The sequence below is a fragment of the Tessaracoccus yangjingae genome (assembly GCF_055326235.1).
On sequence record NZ_JBUZNN010000005.1, the window covers coordinates 114,222 to 128,650 of the forward strand.

General features: G+C 72.3%; 14 protein-coding genes. 8 read left to right on the plus strand and 6 right to left on the minus strand.

Annotated elements, in window-relative coordinates:
* Positions 1 to 97 precede the first annotated feature (97 nt).
* Positions 98 to 1,144, minus strand: a complete 1,047-nt coding sequence (locus ACZK5D_RS09260; protein ID WP_463665075.1) for an NAD(P)-dependent alcohol dehydrogenase — start codon at positions 1,142 to 1,144, stop codon at positions 98 to 100.
* A 74-nt stretch (positions 1,145 to 1,218) separates the two neighbouring features.
* Complete coding sequence (locus ACZK5D_RS09265) at positions 1,219 to 2,025, minus strand: hypothetical protein (RefSeq protein WP_463665076.1); 807 nt, start codon at positions 2,023 to 2,025, stop codon at positions 1,219 to 1,221.
* 227 nt (positions 2,026 to 2,252) lie between these two features.
* On the opposite strand from ACZK5D_RS09265, the gene ACZK5D_RS09270 reads away from it, so the two are divergent.
* The 7 genes from ACZK5D_RS09270 (at position 2,253) to ACZK5D_RS09300 (ending at position 9,885) form a co-directional block, all read left to right on the plus strand.
* The gene (locus ACZK5D_RS09270; RefSeq protein WP_463665077.1) at positions 2,253 to 2,897 is read left to right on the plus strand and encodes an SAF domain-containing protein; all 645 of its coding nucleotides are present in this window, start codon (positions 2,253 to 2,255) and stop codon (positions 2,895 to 2,897) included.
* The gene (locus ACZK5D_RS09275; protein ID WP_463665078.1) at positions 2,897 to 3,700 is read left to right on the plus strand and encodes a hypothetical protein; all 804 of its coding nucleotides are present in this window, start codon (positions 2,897 to 2,899) and stop codon (positions 3,698 to 3,700) included. The genes ACZK5D_RS09270 and ACZK5D_RS09275 overlap by 1 nt, the downstream gene beginning before the upstream one ends.
* Positions 3,697 to 5,154, plus strand: a complete 1,458-nt coding sequence (locus ACZK5D_RS09280; RefSeq protein WP_463665079.1) for a TadA family conjugal transfer-associated ATPase — start codon at positions 3,697 to 3,699, stop codon at positions 5,152 to 5,154. The genes ACZK5D_RS09275 and ACZK5D_RS09280 overlap by 4 nt, the downstream gene beginning before the upstream one ends.
* Entirely contained in the window at positions 5,154 to 6,002 is an 849-nt protein-coding gene (locus ACZK5D_RS09285) for a type II secretion system F family protein (RefSeq protein WP_463665167.1), read from the plus strand. Before ACZK5D_RS09280 ends, ACZK5D_RS09285 begins: the two co-directional genes overlap by 1 nt.
* Entirely contained in the window at positions 5,999 to 6,874 is an 876-nt protein-coding gene (locus ACZK5D_RS09290) for a type II secretion system F family protein (RefSeq protein ID WP_463665080.1), read from the plus strand. The genes ACZK5D_RS09285 and ACZK5D_RS09290 overlap by 4 nt, the downstream gene beginning before the upstream one ends.
* A 110-nt stretch (positions 6,875 to 6,984) precedes the next feature.
* Positions 6,985 to 7,167: a hypothetical protein gene (locus tag ACZK5D_RS09295; RefSeq protein WP_458995406.1), complete on the plus strand. Its 183-nt coding sequence runs from the start codon at positions 6,985 to 6,987 to the stop codon at positions 7,165 to 7,167.
* Positions 7,168 to 7,203: 36 nt separating this feature from the next.
* Positions 7,204 to 9,885 (plus strand): LysM peptidoglycan-binding domain-containing protein, encoded by a 2,682-nt coding sequence (locus ACZK5D_RS09300; RefSeq protein WP_463665081.1) that lies wholly within the window; start codon positions 7,204 to 7,206, stop codon positions 9,883 to 9,885.
* On the opposite strand, the gene ACZK5D_RS09305 is transcribed toward ACZK5D_RS09300, so the two are convergent.
* The 4 genes from ACZK5D_RS09305 to ACZK5D_RS09320 form a co-directional block, all read right to left on the minus strand.
* Entirely contained in the window at positions 9,882 to 10,409 is a 528-nt protein-coding gene (locus tag ACZK5D_RS09305) for a DUF6553 family protein (protein WP_463665082.1), read from the minus strand. The genes ACZK5D_RS09300 and ACZK5D_RS09305 overlap by 4 nt on opposite strands.
* A gap of 35 nt (positions 10,410 to 10,444) precedes the next feature.
* Positions 10,445 to 11,569, minus strand: a complete 1,125-nt coding sequence (locus tag ACZK5D_RS09310) for a M23 family metallopeptidase (protein ID WP_463665083.1) — start codon at positions 11,567 to 11,569, stop codon at positions 10,445 to 10,447.
* A 100-nt stretch (positions 11,570 to 11,669) separates the two neighbouring features.
* Positions 11,670 to 12,572, minus strand: a complete 903-nt coding sequence (locus tag ACZK5D_RS09315; RefSeq protein ID WP_463665084.1) for a rhomboid family intramembrane serine protease — start codon at positions 12,570 to 12,572, stop codon at positions 11,670 to 11,672.
* Positions 12,573 to 12,617: 45 nt separating this feature from the next.
* Positions 12,618 to 12,803 (minus strand): DUF6767 domain-containing protein, encoded by a 186-nt coding sequence (locus ACZK5D_RS09320; protein ID WP_463665085.1) that lies wholly within the window; start codon positions 12,801 to 12,803, stop codon positions 12,618 to 12,620.
* 66 nt (positions 12,804 to 12,869) lie between these two features.
* Here ACZK5D_RS09320 and ACZK5D_RS09325 point away from each other — a divergent pair, with 66 nt between their 5' ends.
* Positions 12,870 to 14,153, plus strand: coding sequence for a YibE/F family protein (locus ACZK5D_RS09325; protein ID WP_463665086.1), 1,284 nt, complete (start codon positions 12,870 to 12,872; stop codon positions 14,151 to 14,153).
* The last annotated feature ends 276 nt before the right edge of the window (positions 14,154 to 14,429 follow it).

Below are 14,429 nucleotides of genomic sequence, written 5' to 3' on the forward strand. Positions count from 1 at the left end.
AGGGGCCGATTCCGCTCCCCCGCGGGGGCACCCATGCGCGACGGGGTGGCCGGTGCTACCCTCCCCGCCCCGTCGCGCCCACCCCGGTGCGTCCGCGTCAGATGGTGGAGATGTCGATCACGTAGCGGTACCGCACGCGCGACGCCACCACATTGTCGTAGGCCTCGTCGATCCGGTCCGCGTCGATCATCTCGATCATCGGCGCCAACCCGTGCTCGGCGCAGAAGTCCAGCATCTCCTGCGTCTCGCGGATGCCGCCGATGTTGGACCCGGCGAGCACCCGGGCCTGGCCCGTGAGGATGCCGAGGTGCACCTTCGACGCGTGCTCCGGGAGCCCGACGTTGACCAGCACCCCGTGGGCCTTGAGCAGCTTGAGCAGCGAGTCCAGGTCCACGCCGTCGGACACGGTGGTGACGATGAGGTCGAAGGTGCCGCGGAGCGAGCGCATGTCGTCCTTGTCCGCCGTCGACACGTAGCTCGAGGCGCCGAGCGCGAGCCCGTCGTCGCGCTTGGCCAACGTCCGGCTCAACACGATGGTCTCCGCGCCCATGGCCGCCGCGATCTGCACGCCCATGTGCCCCAGGCCGCCCATGCCGACGATGCCCACCCGCTTGCCGGGCGCGGCGCCCCAGCGCTTGAGGGGCGAGTAGAGGGTGATGCCCGCGCACATCAGGGGCGCGGCGTGCTCGAGGGACATGTCGTCCGGGACCCGCATGAGGTAGTCCTGCTCGACTGTGATGCCCGTCGAGTAGCCGCCCGCGGTGGGGAGGCCGTCGCGGCCGGTGCCGTTGTAGGTCCAGACCGTCCCCGGGCGCCCGGTGCAGAACTGCTCTTCGCCCTGTCGGCACATGTCGCACTCGCGGCAGGAGTCGACGAAACAGCCGACGCCGACGCGGTCCCCCACCTTGAACTTCGTGACCTCGGAGCCCACCTTGCTCACCACGCCTGCGATCTCGTGCCCGCCGACGAAGGGGTAGTGGATGCGGCCCCACTCCTCACGCGCGGTGTGGATGTCCGAGTGGCAGATGCCGGTGAAGGCGATGTCGAAGAACACCTCGGTGGGGCCGGGCTCGCGGCGCGTGATGGTGGTCTTCCGGTAGCGGCCGGTGGGCGAATCGATGGCGTATGCAGCGACGTCGGGCATGGGCTTCCTCCATGAAGCGTGTGGCTGGGGGTCGCCTGCGATGCTACTCCGATGTGACTCGGGGCAGGGGCGGACTACGCGCCTCCCAGGCCTTCCATCCACGCGGCCGCCTCGGCGCCGGGCGCGGGCTCCTCGGCGGTGTCGGAGGGCAGGGTGCACGTGGGTGCGACGCCGGGCGCCGGGCCGAACTCCTTGCCGCCGAAGATGTAGGTTTTGGCGTACTCGTAATAGGCCGCGTGCTCGCCCGAGTCGTACGGGTTGTCCAGGGCGCAGCGGCCCACGTAGTAGCCCACGACGTCCGCGAACGTCTCCGTGACGCTGCGTCCGGCGTAGTCGCTGAACCGCCCCTCGCGGGCGAACAGCTTGGTGAACACCGTCCAGTACTCGGGGTCCTCGTAGCGATCCGAGTTCCGCACGTGGCCGAGCTCGTGGATGACGAGACGGACCAGGCGGCCCTCGTCCCCGCTGTCCAGCGCGCGCTGGAACTTGGCGAAGTCCAGTGTGACGTAGTTGGTCTTCGTCAGGCTCCAGTCACCCCAGGCGTAGCCGGAGATGTTCGACGCGTTGATGCCGAGCGTGCCGCTCACGTTGGCCTGCAGGTCGGCGAGGTAGGTGGTGCACCCCACCGCGTCCAGGGTCTCCCACAGGATCTTGATGGAGGGGCGCCGCTGCTCCGTCCACTGGGAGCCGGCCAACTTGAAGCCGAAGGTGGCCGCCAGCTGCTCCTTGAGCTGCTCGATCGACGCATCGGCCGGGTAGGGCTTGGTCGAGACGCAGGGGGTGGGGATGCCGGTGACGGACACCACCGGGGCCGGCGCGATGGGCAGCGCCTCGGCGGAGGTTGCGGCGGCGGAAACGGCGCCAATGGCCAGCGTGGCCATCAGGCCAGCGATCCATCTGCGCACTACCACTCCCGAGTTCCGGACATCGACGAATCCAAGAATCTCTCAGGTTTCTCAGCGAGTCAACTTTAGTGAACCCTCGCGACACTTCTGGGGACAACACTGTGGATAAAACGTATCAAGGGGCACAACTTGTCCACAGAGCCCTCGAGGCCGCTGATCTGACCCCCTCCCCCTCCTAGATTGACCGCCGGAAGGGAGGCCACATGCACGACCAGAAGAGGCCCAGCACGCCAGAGACCGCCCCGCCGGCCGCACCGAGACCGGCCGCGGTCCAGCTGCGCGCGCGCCGCAGCCCCAAGCTGATCGCGCTCGGGGCGCTGCTCGTCGCCGTCGGCGGCCTGGGCGCCGCCGCCCTCTACTCCATGAACGCGGACCACCGGGCGGTCGTGGTGATGGCGGCGGACGTGAGGCGCGGTGACGCCATCGAGCGGGAGGACCTGGCCGTCCTCGAGATCCCCGAGAGTCTCACCGTCGAGGCGTTGGGCGCCGCGGACCTGCCCGGGCTGGTGGGGCAGCGCTCGCTCACCGACCTCCCGCAGGGCGCCTTTCCGCTCGCCAGGCACGTGGGCGAGGATCCCCTGCCCGCCGGGAACGCCCTGATCGGGCTGCGGCTCCCGCTGGGCAAGCTGCCCACGGCTGACATGCCGCCCGGCACCACCGTCCGGCTGGTCGGGCTGGTCGAGGGCCGCGAGGTATCGGCGGACGCCGTCGTGGCCAGCTCGCCCGTGCTGCTCGACGACGGCTCCAGCTACTCGCTCGACGTCCGCGTGGCCGACGCGCGGGCCGACGAGGTGGCGCGGCTCTCCGCTGCGGACCTCGTCGCCGTGGTCGTGGTCAGGGGCGCGTGATGGCCGTCATCCTCCTCGCCTCCGCCAGCGGCTCCCCGGGCGCCACCACCACCGCGCTCGGCCTGGCGCTCGCCTGGCCGCGACACTCACTGGTGGCGGACTGTGACCGCGACCCCGGGCAGGCGGTCCAGGCCGGGTACCTGCGGGGCATGGACAACGGCGGCCGCGGCCTGATGTCGCTTGCCCAGCTGCACCGCGAGGGCACGCCCCTGGCTCCGGAGCTGTGGCGCCACACCCTCCCGCTCACCCAGGAGGGGGATCGGGAGCGCCGGTTCCTCCCCGGCTTCTCGACGGCGGGCGCCTCCCGCCTCTTCGAGCACGTGTGGGGAACCCTCGGCGAGGCGCTGGCCTCGCTGGACGAGCGCGGGATCGACGTCCTCGTCGACGGTGGCCGCATCTCGTCCACCGGCCTGCCGCTCGGCCTGCTGGCCGCCGCGGACGCCGTCGTGGTGTGCGTGCGCTCGTCGCTACGGTCGCTGGCGGCGGCCCGGATCCACCTCACCACGCTGGAGGACCAGCTGCGCTCCATGCCGTCTCCCACCATGGCGGCGCTCGCCGTGGTGGGGCCCGGGCGGCCGTACGCAGCGGGTGAGATCGCGGCCCAGTTCGGCGTGCCGTGCTGGCTCGAGCCGCCGTGGGATCCTCGGGCGGCCGAGGTGCTGAGCGACGGCGCCGTCGAGCCCCGCCGGTTCCACGAGGGCTCCTTCATGGGCCGCTTCCGGGCGGACGCCAAGGCCCTCTCCGAGCGCGTGACCCGCAGCCGTGCGGCCGCGTCGGTCGCGGTGGGGGCGGGTGCGCGATGAGCGTCGGACAGCTGCCGCCCTTGTCAGGCGCGCTCGGGCGCCTCGGGCTCGTCCCCTCCGAGGTTGAGCCCACGCCGGCCCCGGACCCGGCGTCGGCGCGCAGGGCCGCGAGCGCCCCCGTGCAGGCGCCGCCCGTCAGCGACGAGGTGGACTGGCAGATCGTGGTGGGCCTGCGGCGCGAGGCGGTGGAGCTGATCACGCGCGCGTCGGCCGAATGGCTGGCGGGCCGGGGGCAGCCGATGCCCGAGGAGGACCGGCGCGTCCGCGGCAGGGCCATGATCCGCAGCGTCGTGCACGCGCGAGCCCAGAGCCTGGGCGAGGCGGGGGAGGCGCTCTGGCCGTTGGCGCTCGAGCTGCGCTACGCGGACGCGGTGGAGAACGCGATCTTCGGCTACGGGCGGCTGCAGCCGCTGTTCGAGATCGGGGACGCGGAGAACATCGAGATCCACGGCTGCGACACCGTCACGGTGCAGTACGGCGACGGCCACCGCGAGTCGCACCCCGCCGTCGCGGACACCGACGAGGAGCTGGTGGACGCCATCCGGTTCCTCGGCGAGACTGCCACCCCGCCGCGGCCCTTCGACGACCTGCACCCCACGATGACGCTGGCGCTCGGCAACCGGTTCCGGCTCCACGCCATCGGATTCGGCCTGTCCTTCCGGCCGTCCGTGGTGATCCGGCAGCACCTCCTCACGGATGTGACCCTCGACGAGCTCGCCGACGACGCCATGCTCCCCCCGCACGTGGCCCGGCTCCTGCAGGCGGCGGTGCTGGCACGCAAGTCGATCGTCATCTCAGGGGATCAGGGCGCCGGCAAGACCACGTTGCTGCGGGCGCTCATCGCCGCGATCCACCCCCACGAGCGGTTCGGCACGCTGGAGACCGACTACGAGCTGTTGACCCACCTGCTGGGCCATCGCCGCAACATCCTGGCGCTGCAGGCGCGGGTGGGGATGGGCGAGACGTCCGGGGGCTCCAGCGTGGGGTCGTACACCGTCGCGGACCTCATCCCGGAGGCGCTGCGGCAGAACCTGACCCGGATCGTCGTCGGCGAGGTCCGCGGCTCCGAGGCGGGGGCCATGTTCGAGGCGATGCAGTCCGGCGCAGGATGCCTCGCCACCACGCACTCGCACTCGGCCGCCTCGACGATCGACCGGCTGGCCGCCCGCGTGGCGCAGGGGCGGGTGCTCAGCGTCGAGGATGCCATGCACCAGATCGCGCATCACCTCAACTTCATCGTCCACGTCACGCTCCAGGACGACGCGTGGCGCGGGGGCACCAGATCGCGGTTCGTCTCGGAGGTCCGGCAGCTGACGGGCTCGGTGGAGGCTGGGCGCCCCACCACGCACCTCGTCTACCGGGCGGGCACCGCCACCCAGCCCGAGCTGTTCCAGCCGGAGGCCGCGATGGCGGCGGAGCTGGCCCAGTTCGAGGGGGCATCGCCGTGGGCGTGATGCTGGCAGCGCTGGCCGGCTCGGCGGCGGGGCTGGGGATCCTCCTGGTCGCGCTCGGGCTGCAGCGCTCGGAGCGGTTACCCACACCCTTGTCCACAGGTGTGTGGACAAAGGTGGTCATGTGGTGGACAGCGCTCTCGCCGGTGCGGAAGGGCTGGTTCGCGGCCGCCGCGCTGGGCGGCATGGTCGCCGGCGTCGCCACCGGCTCCCTGCTGGCCCTCGTGCTCCTGCCCGCCACCGCCATCACCATCCCCCTCCTGCTGAGCGCACCGCCGAACCGCGAGGTGGAGGTGCTGGCCGGGCTGGACCGGTGGGTGCGGCTGATCGCCACCTCGCTGTCCTCGGGGCGCTCCATCCGCGACGCGATCTTCACCACCCGTACCCAGGTTCCCCCGGTGCTCCGCGAGCCGGTGACCAGGCTCTGCACCCGGCTGGACCAGCGCTGGCAGACCCGCGACGCGCTCTTCGCCATGGCCGACGAGCTGGCCTCGGCGGACGCCGACGCGGTGGTGGCCGCGCTCATCATCGCCTCGGCCAAGGGCGGCGCCGGCGCGCGGGCCACGCTGGGCGCCATCTCAGACAGCATCCAGGCCAGGCTCTCAGCCCTCCGCGAGATCGCGGCCGAGCGGGCCAAGCCCCGCGCCGTCGTCAAGCAGGTGACCTTCATCACGCTGGGCGTCCTCGTCGGCGCGATGCTGCTCAACCCCCAGTTCTTCGCCCCCTACGCCACCCCGTTGGGCCAGCTGATCGCGCTCGGCCTGGCCACCGCCTACCTCGGCTGCCTGGTGATGCTGCGTCGCATGACCGTGCCGCCCATGGCCCCGCGGTTCCTGCGGAGCGCGCCGTGATCGCGCTGGCCATCGGCTGCGGGATGGTGGCCGGACTCGGGGCGGTCATGATCGTGCGGGGCTTCAGCACGCCGCCGGTGCGCCTCGGCGACGCCCTCGACCTGCTGGACCACCGCCAGCCGACGGCGCCGCTCTCGGACCCGGCCACCGGCGCGGAGGCGCTGGGCGAGCGGATCCACCGTCGGCTGCGGCTACCGCTGACCGCCCGGCAGCAGCAGCTCCTCCTCATGCAGGGGCGCAGCGTCGGGGACTTCTTCGTCGAGAAGCTGGTGTGGACGACGGCGGGGCTCGCCCTGCCCGCGGTCTGGGCGGCCGCGCAGGTGGCGTTCGGGGGCTCCCCGGGCGTCGCGCCGCTGGGCATCGCACTGCTGGGCGCGGTGCTCGGGTACTTCGTGGCGGACCTGAGGCTCCGCGGCGGGGCCGAGCAGGAGCGCCGCGCAGCCACCGACGGCATCCACACGTTCTTCGACCTCGTGGTGCTGGAGCGCCTCGCGAACTCCTCGGCCGCCCAGGCGGCGGCCAACGCCGCGGCCGTCTCCGACGCGCCGCTGTTCCGGCGCATCTCGTCGGGTCTGGAGCGGGCCAGGATGGAGCAGACGCAACCCTGGCACGAGCTGCGCGAGGTGGCCCGCGAGTGGAACGTGCCCGAGCTGGCCGACTTCGCCGACGTCATGCAGCTGGAGGAACAGGGCGCCGGGCTGGCGGACGTGCTCCAGGCGCGCGTGCGGGAGCTGCGCGATGCCCACCTGGGCGCGCAGCGGACCGCCGCCCAGGAGGCCAGCGAGGCGATGTCGTTGTGGATGACCATCCCGGCCCTGCTCCTGGGGCTGGCGCTGCTGGTGCCCCCGCTCCTGAAGCTGCTGGCCACCTGATGTCAAGAGACAAACCCAAACTGTGGACGAGTTTCCACACTTTTCTGCCCCTCTGTGGATAACCCCAGAACTGACCCAACCCTCAACCAGACTTCACCCAGGAGGTTCCCATGTCACCCATCCACCACCTCGTAGGCCTCATCGTCTCGCTGCAGCAGGCCCCCCGCGTCCGCGACGAGCGCGGGCTCAGCCAGAGCACCGAGAACGCCATCCTTCTGGCGGGCGCCGCCGCCATCGCGCTGGTCGTGATCACCGCCATCACCGCCTACGTGACCGACCGGCTGCCGAGCTGACATGTCGCGGCAGTGCTGCACGACGGCGGTGGGACGGTGAGGGCGCTTCGGGCGCTCGGCGCCGTCCTCGCGCTCGCGTTCCTCCTCCTCGGGATCCCCTGGCTGCTGCTCCTCGTGGGCAGGCCGGGCGCGCTCCTCACCGCGGACTGGGTCACGTCGCTCACCGTGGCGATGGACAGCAGCGTGCTGGTGGGCGCGCTGAGCGCCGCCGCCTGGCTCGCCTGGGCCGTCCTGGCGGTCACCGTCGTGCTCGAGGCCGTGGCGGTGCTGACGCGGCAGCGCGTCGTTGTGGCGCTCCCTGGCACTGCCTGGCTGCGTCCCCTGGTGGGGGCGCTCGTGCTCGCGGCTGTCGCGGCGCCCACGGCCGCCGTCGCTGATGTCGGTGCCGCGCCGGCCGGCCCGCCGGACGGTGCCGACGGCGTGGCCCTGTCCGCCCCGGTCACGCCCGTAGCGTCGGTCGAGCAGCCCGCCGCCCCGGCACGCGTCTACGTGGTGCAGGAGGGAGACGAGCTGTGGGGGGTCGCCGAGCGGGAGCTGGGCGAGGGCGGCCGCTGGCGCGAGCTGGTGAGCCTGAACCCGGGGCTCTCGGAGTCGTCGCGGCTCCAGGCCGGGGCGCGCCTGGCCCTCCCCGAGGTGCCCGCCGTCGGATCGGTGGTGGTGGAGCCGGGAGACACGCTCTGGTCCATCGCGGGCACCGAACTGGGTGACCCTGAGCGCTGGCCGGAGATCCACGAGCTCAACCGGGATCAGGTCGCTGATCCGGACCAGATCGACACCGGCTGGGTCTTGGCGGTCCCCGGCGCCAACCCCGCCCCGCAGGCGACACCCGCTGCCGCGGAGCCCGTCGCCGCGGCGGTGCCCGTGGAGCCTGCCGCCGTGGCGGACGAGTCGGCCGTCGACGAGTCGGTCATGGACACGCCGGCCGTGGACGCTTCGGAGCCTGCGGAGGCGCCGGCTGAGCAGCTCACGGTGCCGGTCATCACGGCACCGCCCGTGGCCCTCCCGCTCATCAACGCCACCCCCACACCGTCGGAGCCGGCGATCCAGGCCACCGAGGTGGCCTCCTCCATCGACGAGTCGGACGACGGCGTGGCCGGCCTGCTCGGCCCCATCGGCGCGGTGCTGGCCGGGAGCATCCTCGCCGGGGTGGCCTCACGGAGGCGGCTCCAGCTGCTTACCCGCGCAATGGGGCGCCGCACGGTCCCCGTCGCCCCGCACCTGGCCCGGTTCTGGGCGGCGCTCGCCCGCACGGCCGAGGACGCCGAGCCGGGGCTGTCTCCCACCACGGTGATGCTGGGGTGGGCGGCCGACGGCGAGCCGGTCACCGCGGACCTGGAGCGCGAGCGGTCGGTGCTGTTCTCAGGGCCGGCCTCTGGGCCGGCCATCGCGGCCCTCATCACCGGGATCACTTGCACCCCCTGGTCGGACGAGACGCACCTCGTGCTGGTGGGCGGCAGCGAGTGGGCCGAGTCCTTGGACGACCCGCGGATCACCGCCCTGCCGGGCGCCGACGAGGGGCTGAGCCACCTGCAGCGGCTGTGCAGCCAGCGCCGCCTCGCGATGGCGGGACGGACCCTGGGCCAGCTGCGCGAGGACCCGGACCTGGCCGCGGCCTGGCACCCCGTCGTCGTGGTATTCGTCGCCCCCCTCACGCCGCTCCACCTCGACACCGTCACCGACGCCCTGGCCCTCGGCGAGGTTGGGGTGAGCGTCGTGGCAGAAGCGGCGGCCGCACCAGATGCCGGCTCGACTGTCGTCGTCGACGACCGGTCGGGCACCTGGCACGAGCAGGCGTTCGTGCCCCAGCTGCTCACGCAACCGGCCAAGCGCGCGGTGCTGGACCTGTTCCAGGCGGCCGGCAGCGCTGAGACGGAGCCGGCCCCCTGGTGGCGCACCGACGACCTGGCCTCCAACGTGACGCCGCTCCCCCACTCCCCCGTTACGCCCGAGGACCCCTTCATGAACGGACGTCCCACCTCCCCCGAACACCCCCTGCTGCTGCTCCTGGGAGACGTCGACCTCATCGGAACCCGGGGCGCCGTACCCGGCCGGGCGGTCGGCCAGTGCATGGAGTACTGCGCGTGGCTGCTCGAGCACCCCGGCAAGACGCCCACCGCCATGACCCGGGCACTGATGATCGCCGAGACCACGCGCCGGTCGAACGTCAGCCGGCTGCGCAGCTGGCTGGGCGCGGCTCCGGACGGCGAGCAGTACCTGCCGGACGCGTACTCGGGGCGGGTCTCGCTGGACCCGCGGGTGACCTCGGACTGGGAGAGCTTCCGCACCATGCTCAGCGGCGGCGTCAACGTGTCCTCGGACGCGGCGCTCGTCGCGGCCCTGCGGCTGGTCCGGGGGGAGCCGCTGGGCTCGTTCGAGTTCCAGTGGGCGTGGGCCCATGAGCTGCGCACAGACATGGTGGCGATGATCGTCGACGCCGCCTGCGTGCTGGCGGACCGTGCCCTGGACCGGCAGGAGGCGCAGGCCGCGCTCTGGGCCGTCCGGCGCGGACGCCTCGCGGCCCCGGCCTCCGATGCGCTGGCGGCTCGCGAGATCCTGGCCCTCGCGTTAGCCGGCCGCTCCACGGAGGCCGCCGGGGTGGCCGTGGCGCTGACCCGCTCGGCCAGGGCAGAGGGCCGCGACCTCGCGCCGGATCTCGCCCGCCGGATCCAGGCGGCGCTCCACGCACCGTCGACCCAGCACGCCCTGGCAGACGCTTAAACCAGGCCCAGCCCCGCCAGCGAGGGCTTCTTCGCGACGGCGTCGCGCAGAGCCTCACGGCCCGGGTCGCCGAACACCTCGATGAACCCGTCGACGAAGAGGCCGGGGAGCGCCTCCGCGGGACCAGTGGCGCGGCTGCCCACCACCGCCTCGAGGGTGCCGGCGGCGTCCTTGGCGGCCTTGGCCCGCAGCTGCTCCGGCTGCAGCCGGTTCATGCCCCACACCACCGACGAGTACTGCGGGTCCGTCAGGCAGGTCTGGAAGTAGACGGCGGCCGCGTCGCGCAGCTGGGCGTCGATCGCCTCCTGGCCCACCGCCTCCCGCGCCGCCTTGACGTCACGGCCGGAGTAGAAGGCCTCGATCGTGCGACGCATCCGGGTGAGGCTGGGCGTCAACCGGTGCTGGCGGGCGTCGATCATGAGGCTCAGCAGGAAGCCGAGGAACCTGTCGCCGTCGTCGTGCTTGCCGTAGCGGGCCACCCGCAGGGCGGGATGCAGCGTGCTGCGGGCGTCATCGTCGGACATGGCCGCAACCTACCACCGGCCGGCGAGGGCCCCCGTCACGAGAAGTGGACGATGTTGTTGAACACCCAGTCCGTCTTCTTCGTGAAGGTGTAGCCGCCGCCCGCCTTGGGTGTGGCGGCGTAGAACGTGGACACGGCGTAGGAGCGGCAGCCGTTGCCGCCAGAGGTGGCTGTGTCGCACTCGGTGCGCCACTTCCGTCCGTCCTCGGCCACCCATTCCGCGGTGGTGTTGCCGAGCGGGTTGCCCGCCCACAGGGCGCGCGGCGAGGCCACGTAGGTGAGGTTGTTGAAGACCCAGCCCTCGGCCATCCTCAGCGAGCCGCCCACGTTCCTCACCGTCGTCGCCCAGATCTCGGTGCGGCAGCGCTCGGTCTGGGAGTAGGGCTCGCAGGAGGTCCGCCAGGCGCGCCCGGACACGGTGTGCTGCCCCTCCGTGACGTACAGCGACACCGGATCGATGGTGTCGGCGGGCGCGATCACCGGGCGGCTCTCCGAACGGGAGGCCCCGTCGGCGCTGGCCAGCGATGCGGGGTTGAGCAGGTTGTTGGCCACCGACGGCACCGCCCGGCACGAGCTCCGCGCGTCTGCCACCACCGCGCCGTCGGAGTTGCGGGTCCAGTATCCGCAGAAGGCGTTGCCGGTGCCGCGGACCGTGTAGCCGCCGAGGGACAGACCGTCGATGGGCATCTCGACGCCGTTGCGCATCAGAACGAAGTGGACATGGCGGAAGGTGCCGCTGCCACAGGTCTCGGAGCCCGGCATCGCGGTCATGCCCAGCTGCGCGCCGGCCACGACCGACTGCCCCTCCTGAAGGCCGCTGGGCACGCTCTTGAGGTGGTAGTACTTCGTCTGCCAGCCGTCGGCGTGCTGAACGGTGACGTGGCATCGGGTGAATGAGCCGGTGCCGCCGATGTCCACCACGGTGCCGTCAGCGGAGGCCACCACCGCGATGGAGCCGCCGCCGGAGGCGCCAAGGTCCACGGAGCTGCGCACCCCCGAGGAGAACGTGTGCGTGCCGCCGGCCTGCACCGTCAGCCCCCAGCCGACGGGCAATGCCAGGGGGAAGGAGGGCAGGGTGGCCGCCTGGGCGGTGGGCGCGGGCACAACGGCGGCCACGCCGGCCAGCAACGCGGCCACGACGGCGCCGAACAGTTTTCTCACAGGACGTCTCCCTCGCAGGGCCGACACGACACTACGAGGGTAAATCAGATCCTGAGAGAAATCTAATAAACTTTTGGCAATTCCTCAGGTTGTGGTTGGCTCAGGCGAGCTGCAGCGCCCTCGCCACGATGATCCCGACGAACACGGCCGTCAGCAGGCCCACCAACGGCCACTGCCACATCGCCCGGCGCTCCTTGGGCAGGTACATGATGACGGCCGCGGCGGCCGCCCCGCCGAGCAGCCCGCCGAGGTGCCCCTCCCAGGAGATCCCCGACCAGGTGAAGGACAGCACCACGTTGATGCCGAGCCAGAACAGGATCCCCTTGACGTCGCCCTTGTGCTTGACGGCCAGCAGCAGCAGTGCCCCCATCAGGCCGTAGATGGCGCCCGAGGCGCCGATGGTGGACAGGAACGGCGGGGACAACAGCATCACCGCCGCGGACCCGCCCAGCAGCGCCACGAAGAAGACGGCCAGGTAGCGGGCCCGCCCCAGCACCTGCTCGATGGTGGGTCCGAGCAGCCACAGGACGAGCATGTTGAACAGGATGTGCAGCGGCGACGAGTGGGTGAAGCCTGAGGTGATCACCTGCCACGGGGCGCCGGTGGCCACGCCCGCCTGCCAGGAGTAGCCCTCGGACAGGCAGCCCGCGGCGTCGGTGAGCAGGATCTGGTTGCCCACCGGGCAAGTGCCCTGCGGGGTGAGCGCCAGGAGGTTGAAGAGGGTGCCGAACGAGCCACCCGTCAGCAGGACCCCGGCGAACACCGCCACGTTGACGGCGATGAGCGCGATCGAGGTGGCCCGGGGGTTCGCCACCCGCGTGCCGCCGTAGGGGAGCACGAGCTGCCGGGTCTCGCGGTGCCCGGTGGCCACGCACTCGGGGCACTGGAAGCCGACGGCTCCGGGGATCATGCAGGAGGGGCAGATGGGCCGGTCGCAGCGCTGGCACGAGATCCCCGTCGGCTGATCGGGGTGGCGGTAACACGTGGGCTGCGCGGCTTGCATGCGACGAGCGTACCCAGCGTCCTCCATGCGCCCGCGACGGCGGCCTCAGCGGCGCTTGGACTCGGCCAGGGCCGCGCGGTACTCGGGATCGTCCATCACGAGGTAGACCAGACCGCAGTCCTGCGGGCCGGTGACGCTGGCCTGACACAGGGTGCACGGCTCGCCGGGGCGCAGGGGGCACCGGGCGTCGGGGCGCCGCCTAGGGAAGGTCGGGGTGTCGCGCTTGAGCATGATACCCACCAGGGTACGCCTGGCAGTCGGAGCCTCCAGAGGCGGGTGGGCCGGTAAGTTGTGCCCATGGGTCACGGGCACGGGCACGGCAGTCACGGCGTCGTCGAGGTGGGGCAGCGCGCCCGCGCCCTGCTCATCGGGCTGCTGGCGGTCTTCGGGGTCCTGGCCGTCGCCGGGCTGATCTGGCTCTGGCCGAGCAGCGAAGAGGTGTCGGCCGCGCTCAACAAGATCGCCGACGCTCCGGGTGTGACGTACGAGCAGGCCACCATCGACGGCATCACGCAGGGCTGTGAGTCTGACGTGGAGACGCCGTCGGGCACGGCGGCCTGCCTGACGGCGGCCGTCACGCTGACGACGGGGCCGGACGCGGGCGAGCAGGCCTCCGTCGAGCTGACGGGGCCCAACGTGCACAACGGGCTGCGGGCCGGGGACGTGATCGAGGTGGCGCGGGTGCCCACCTCGGACGGCATCCACTACGCGTTCAGCGGGATCAACCGGCTGCCCGTCCTCTTCGTCCTGGCCGCGCTGTTCACCGTCGCGGTGGTGGCGGTGGCGCGCTGGAAGGGCCTGTTCGCACTGCTGGGGCTGGTCATCGCGGGCGGCATCCTCTTGGGATTCATGCTGCCGGCCATCATCGTCGGGAAGCCGGGGATGGCGGTGGCGCTCTCGGGGTCGACGGTGATCATGTTCATCGTGCTCTACGTGGCGCACGGGGTGTCGCTGCGGACCTCCGCCGCGCTCGCGGGAACCCTGCTCGGGCTGGCGGTCACCACGTCGCTCGGGTCGATCGCCGTCGCGGCGGCCAGGCTGTCGGGGTTCGCGGAGGAGAACGAGTACGACCTCGCGCAGCTCGCCCCCGGGATCAACTTCCAGGAGCTGCTCATGGTGGGCATCATCATCGGCGGCCTGGGTGTGCTCAACGACGTCACCATCACGCAGGCCTCCGCCGTCTGGGAGCTGCGGGCGGCGGCCCCGGAGTGGACGCGGGGGCAGGTGTTCGCTGCGGGCATGCGCATCGGCCGCGACCACATCGCCTCCACGATCTACACCATCGTCTTCGCCTATGCGGGCGGCGCCTTGACCATCCTGCTGCTGCTCTACTTCACCACCCGCGAGCCCCTGGACCTCTTCGGGCTGGAGATCTTCGCCGGCGAGGGGGTCCGGACGTTCGCCTCGGCGATCGGCCTGATCCTGTCGGTGCCGATCACGACGGGGATCGCGGCGCTCACCGTCGGCCCGGCACGGGTCCCGTCGGGCCCGCCGAAGCACAGCGACGTCGCGGCGCCCCCGGACGCCGCGCCAACCGACGAGGGCGGCACTGCGGCGGTGGCCCACGGGGACGCCGGCTGAGGTTGAATCGCGAGGAGCGAAGCGACGAACCCACCCCCGCTGGCTGAGGTGCGAGGAGCGAAGCGACGAGCCTCGAAGCCTCACAAACGTACCTTGTCAGCTCGCGTTCCTTAGGCTTCGAGGCCGCTACGCGGCACCTCAGCCAGCGATGCGGCGGCACCTCAGCCAGCGATGGGGCGGCACCTCAGCCAGCGATGGGGCGGCACCTCAGCCGGCGATGCGGCGGCACCTCAGCCGGCGATGCGGCGGCACCTCAGCCAGCGATGCGGCGGCACC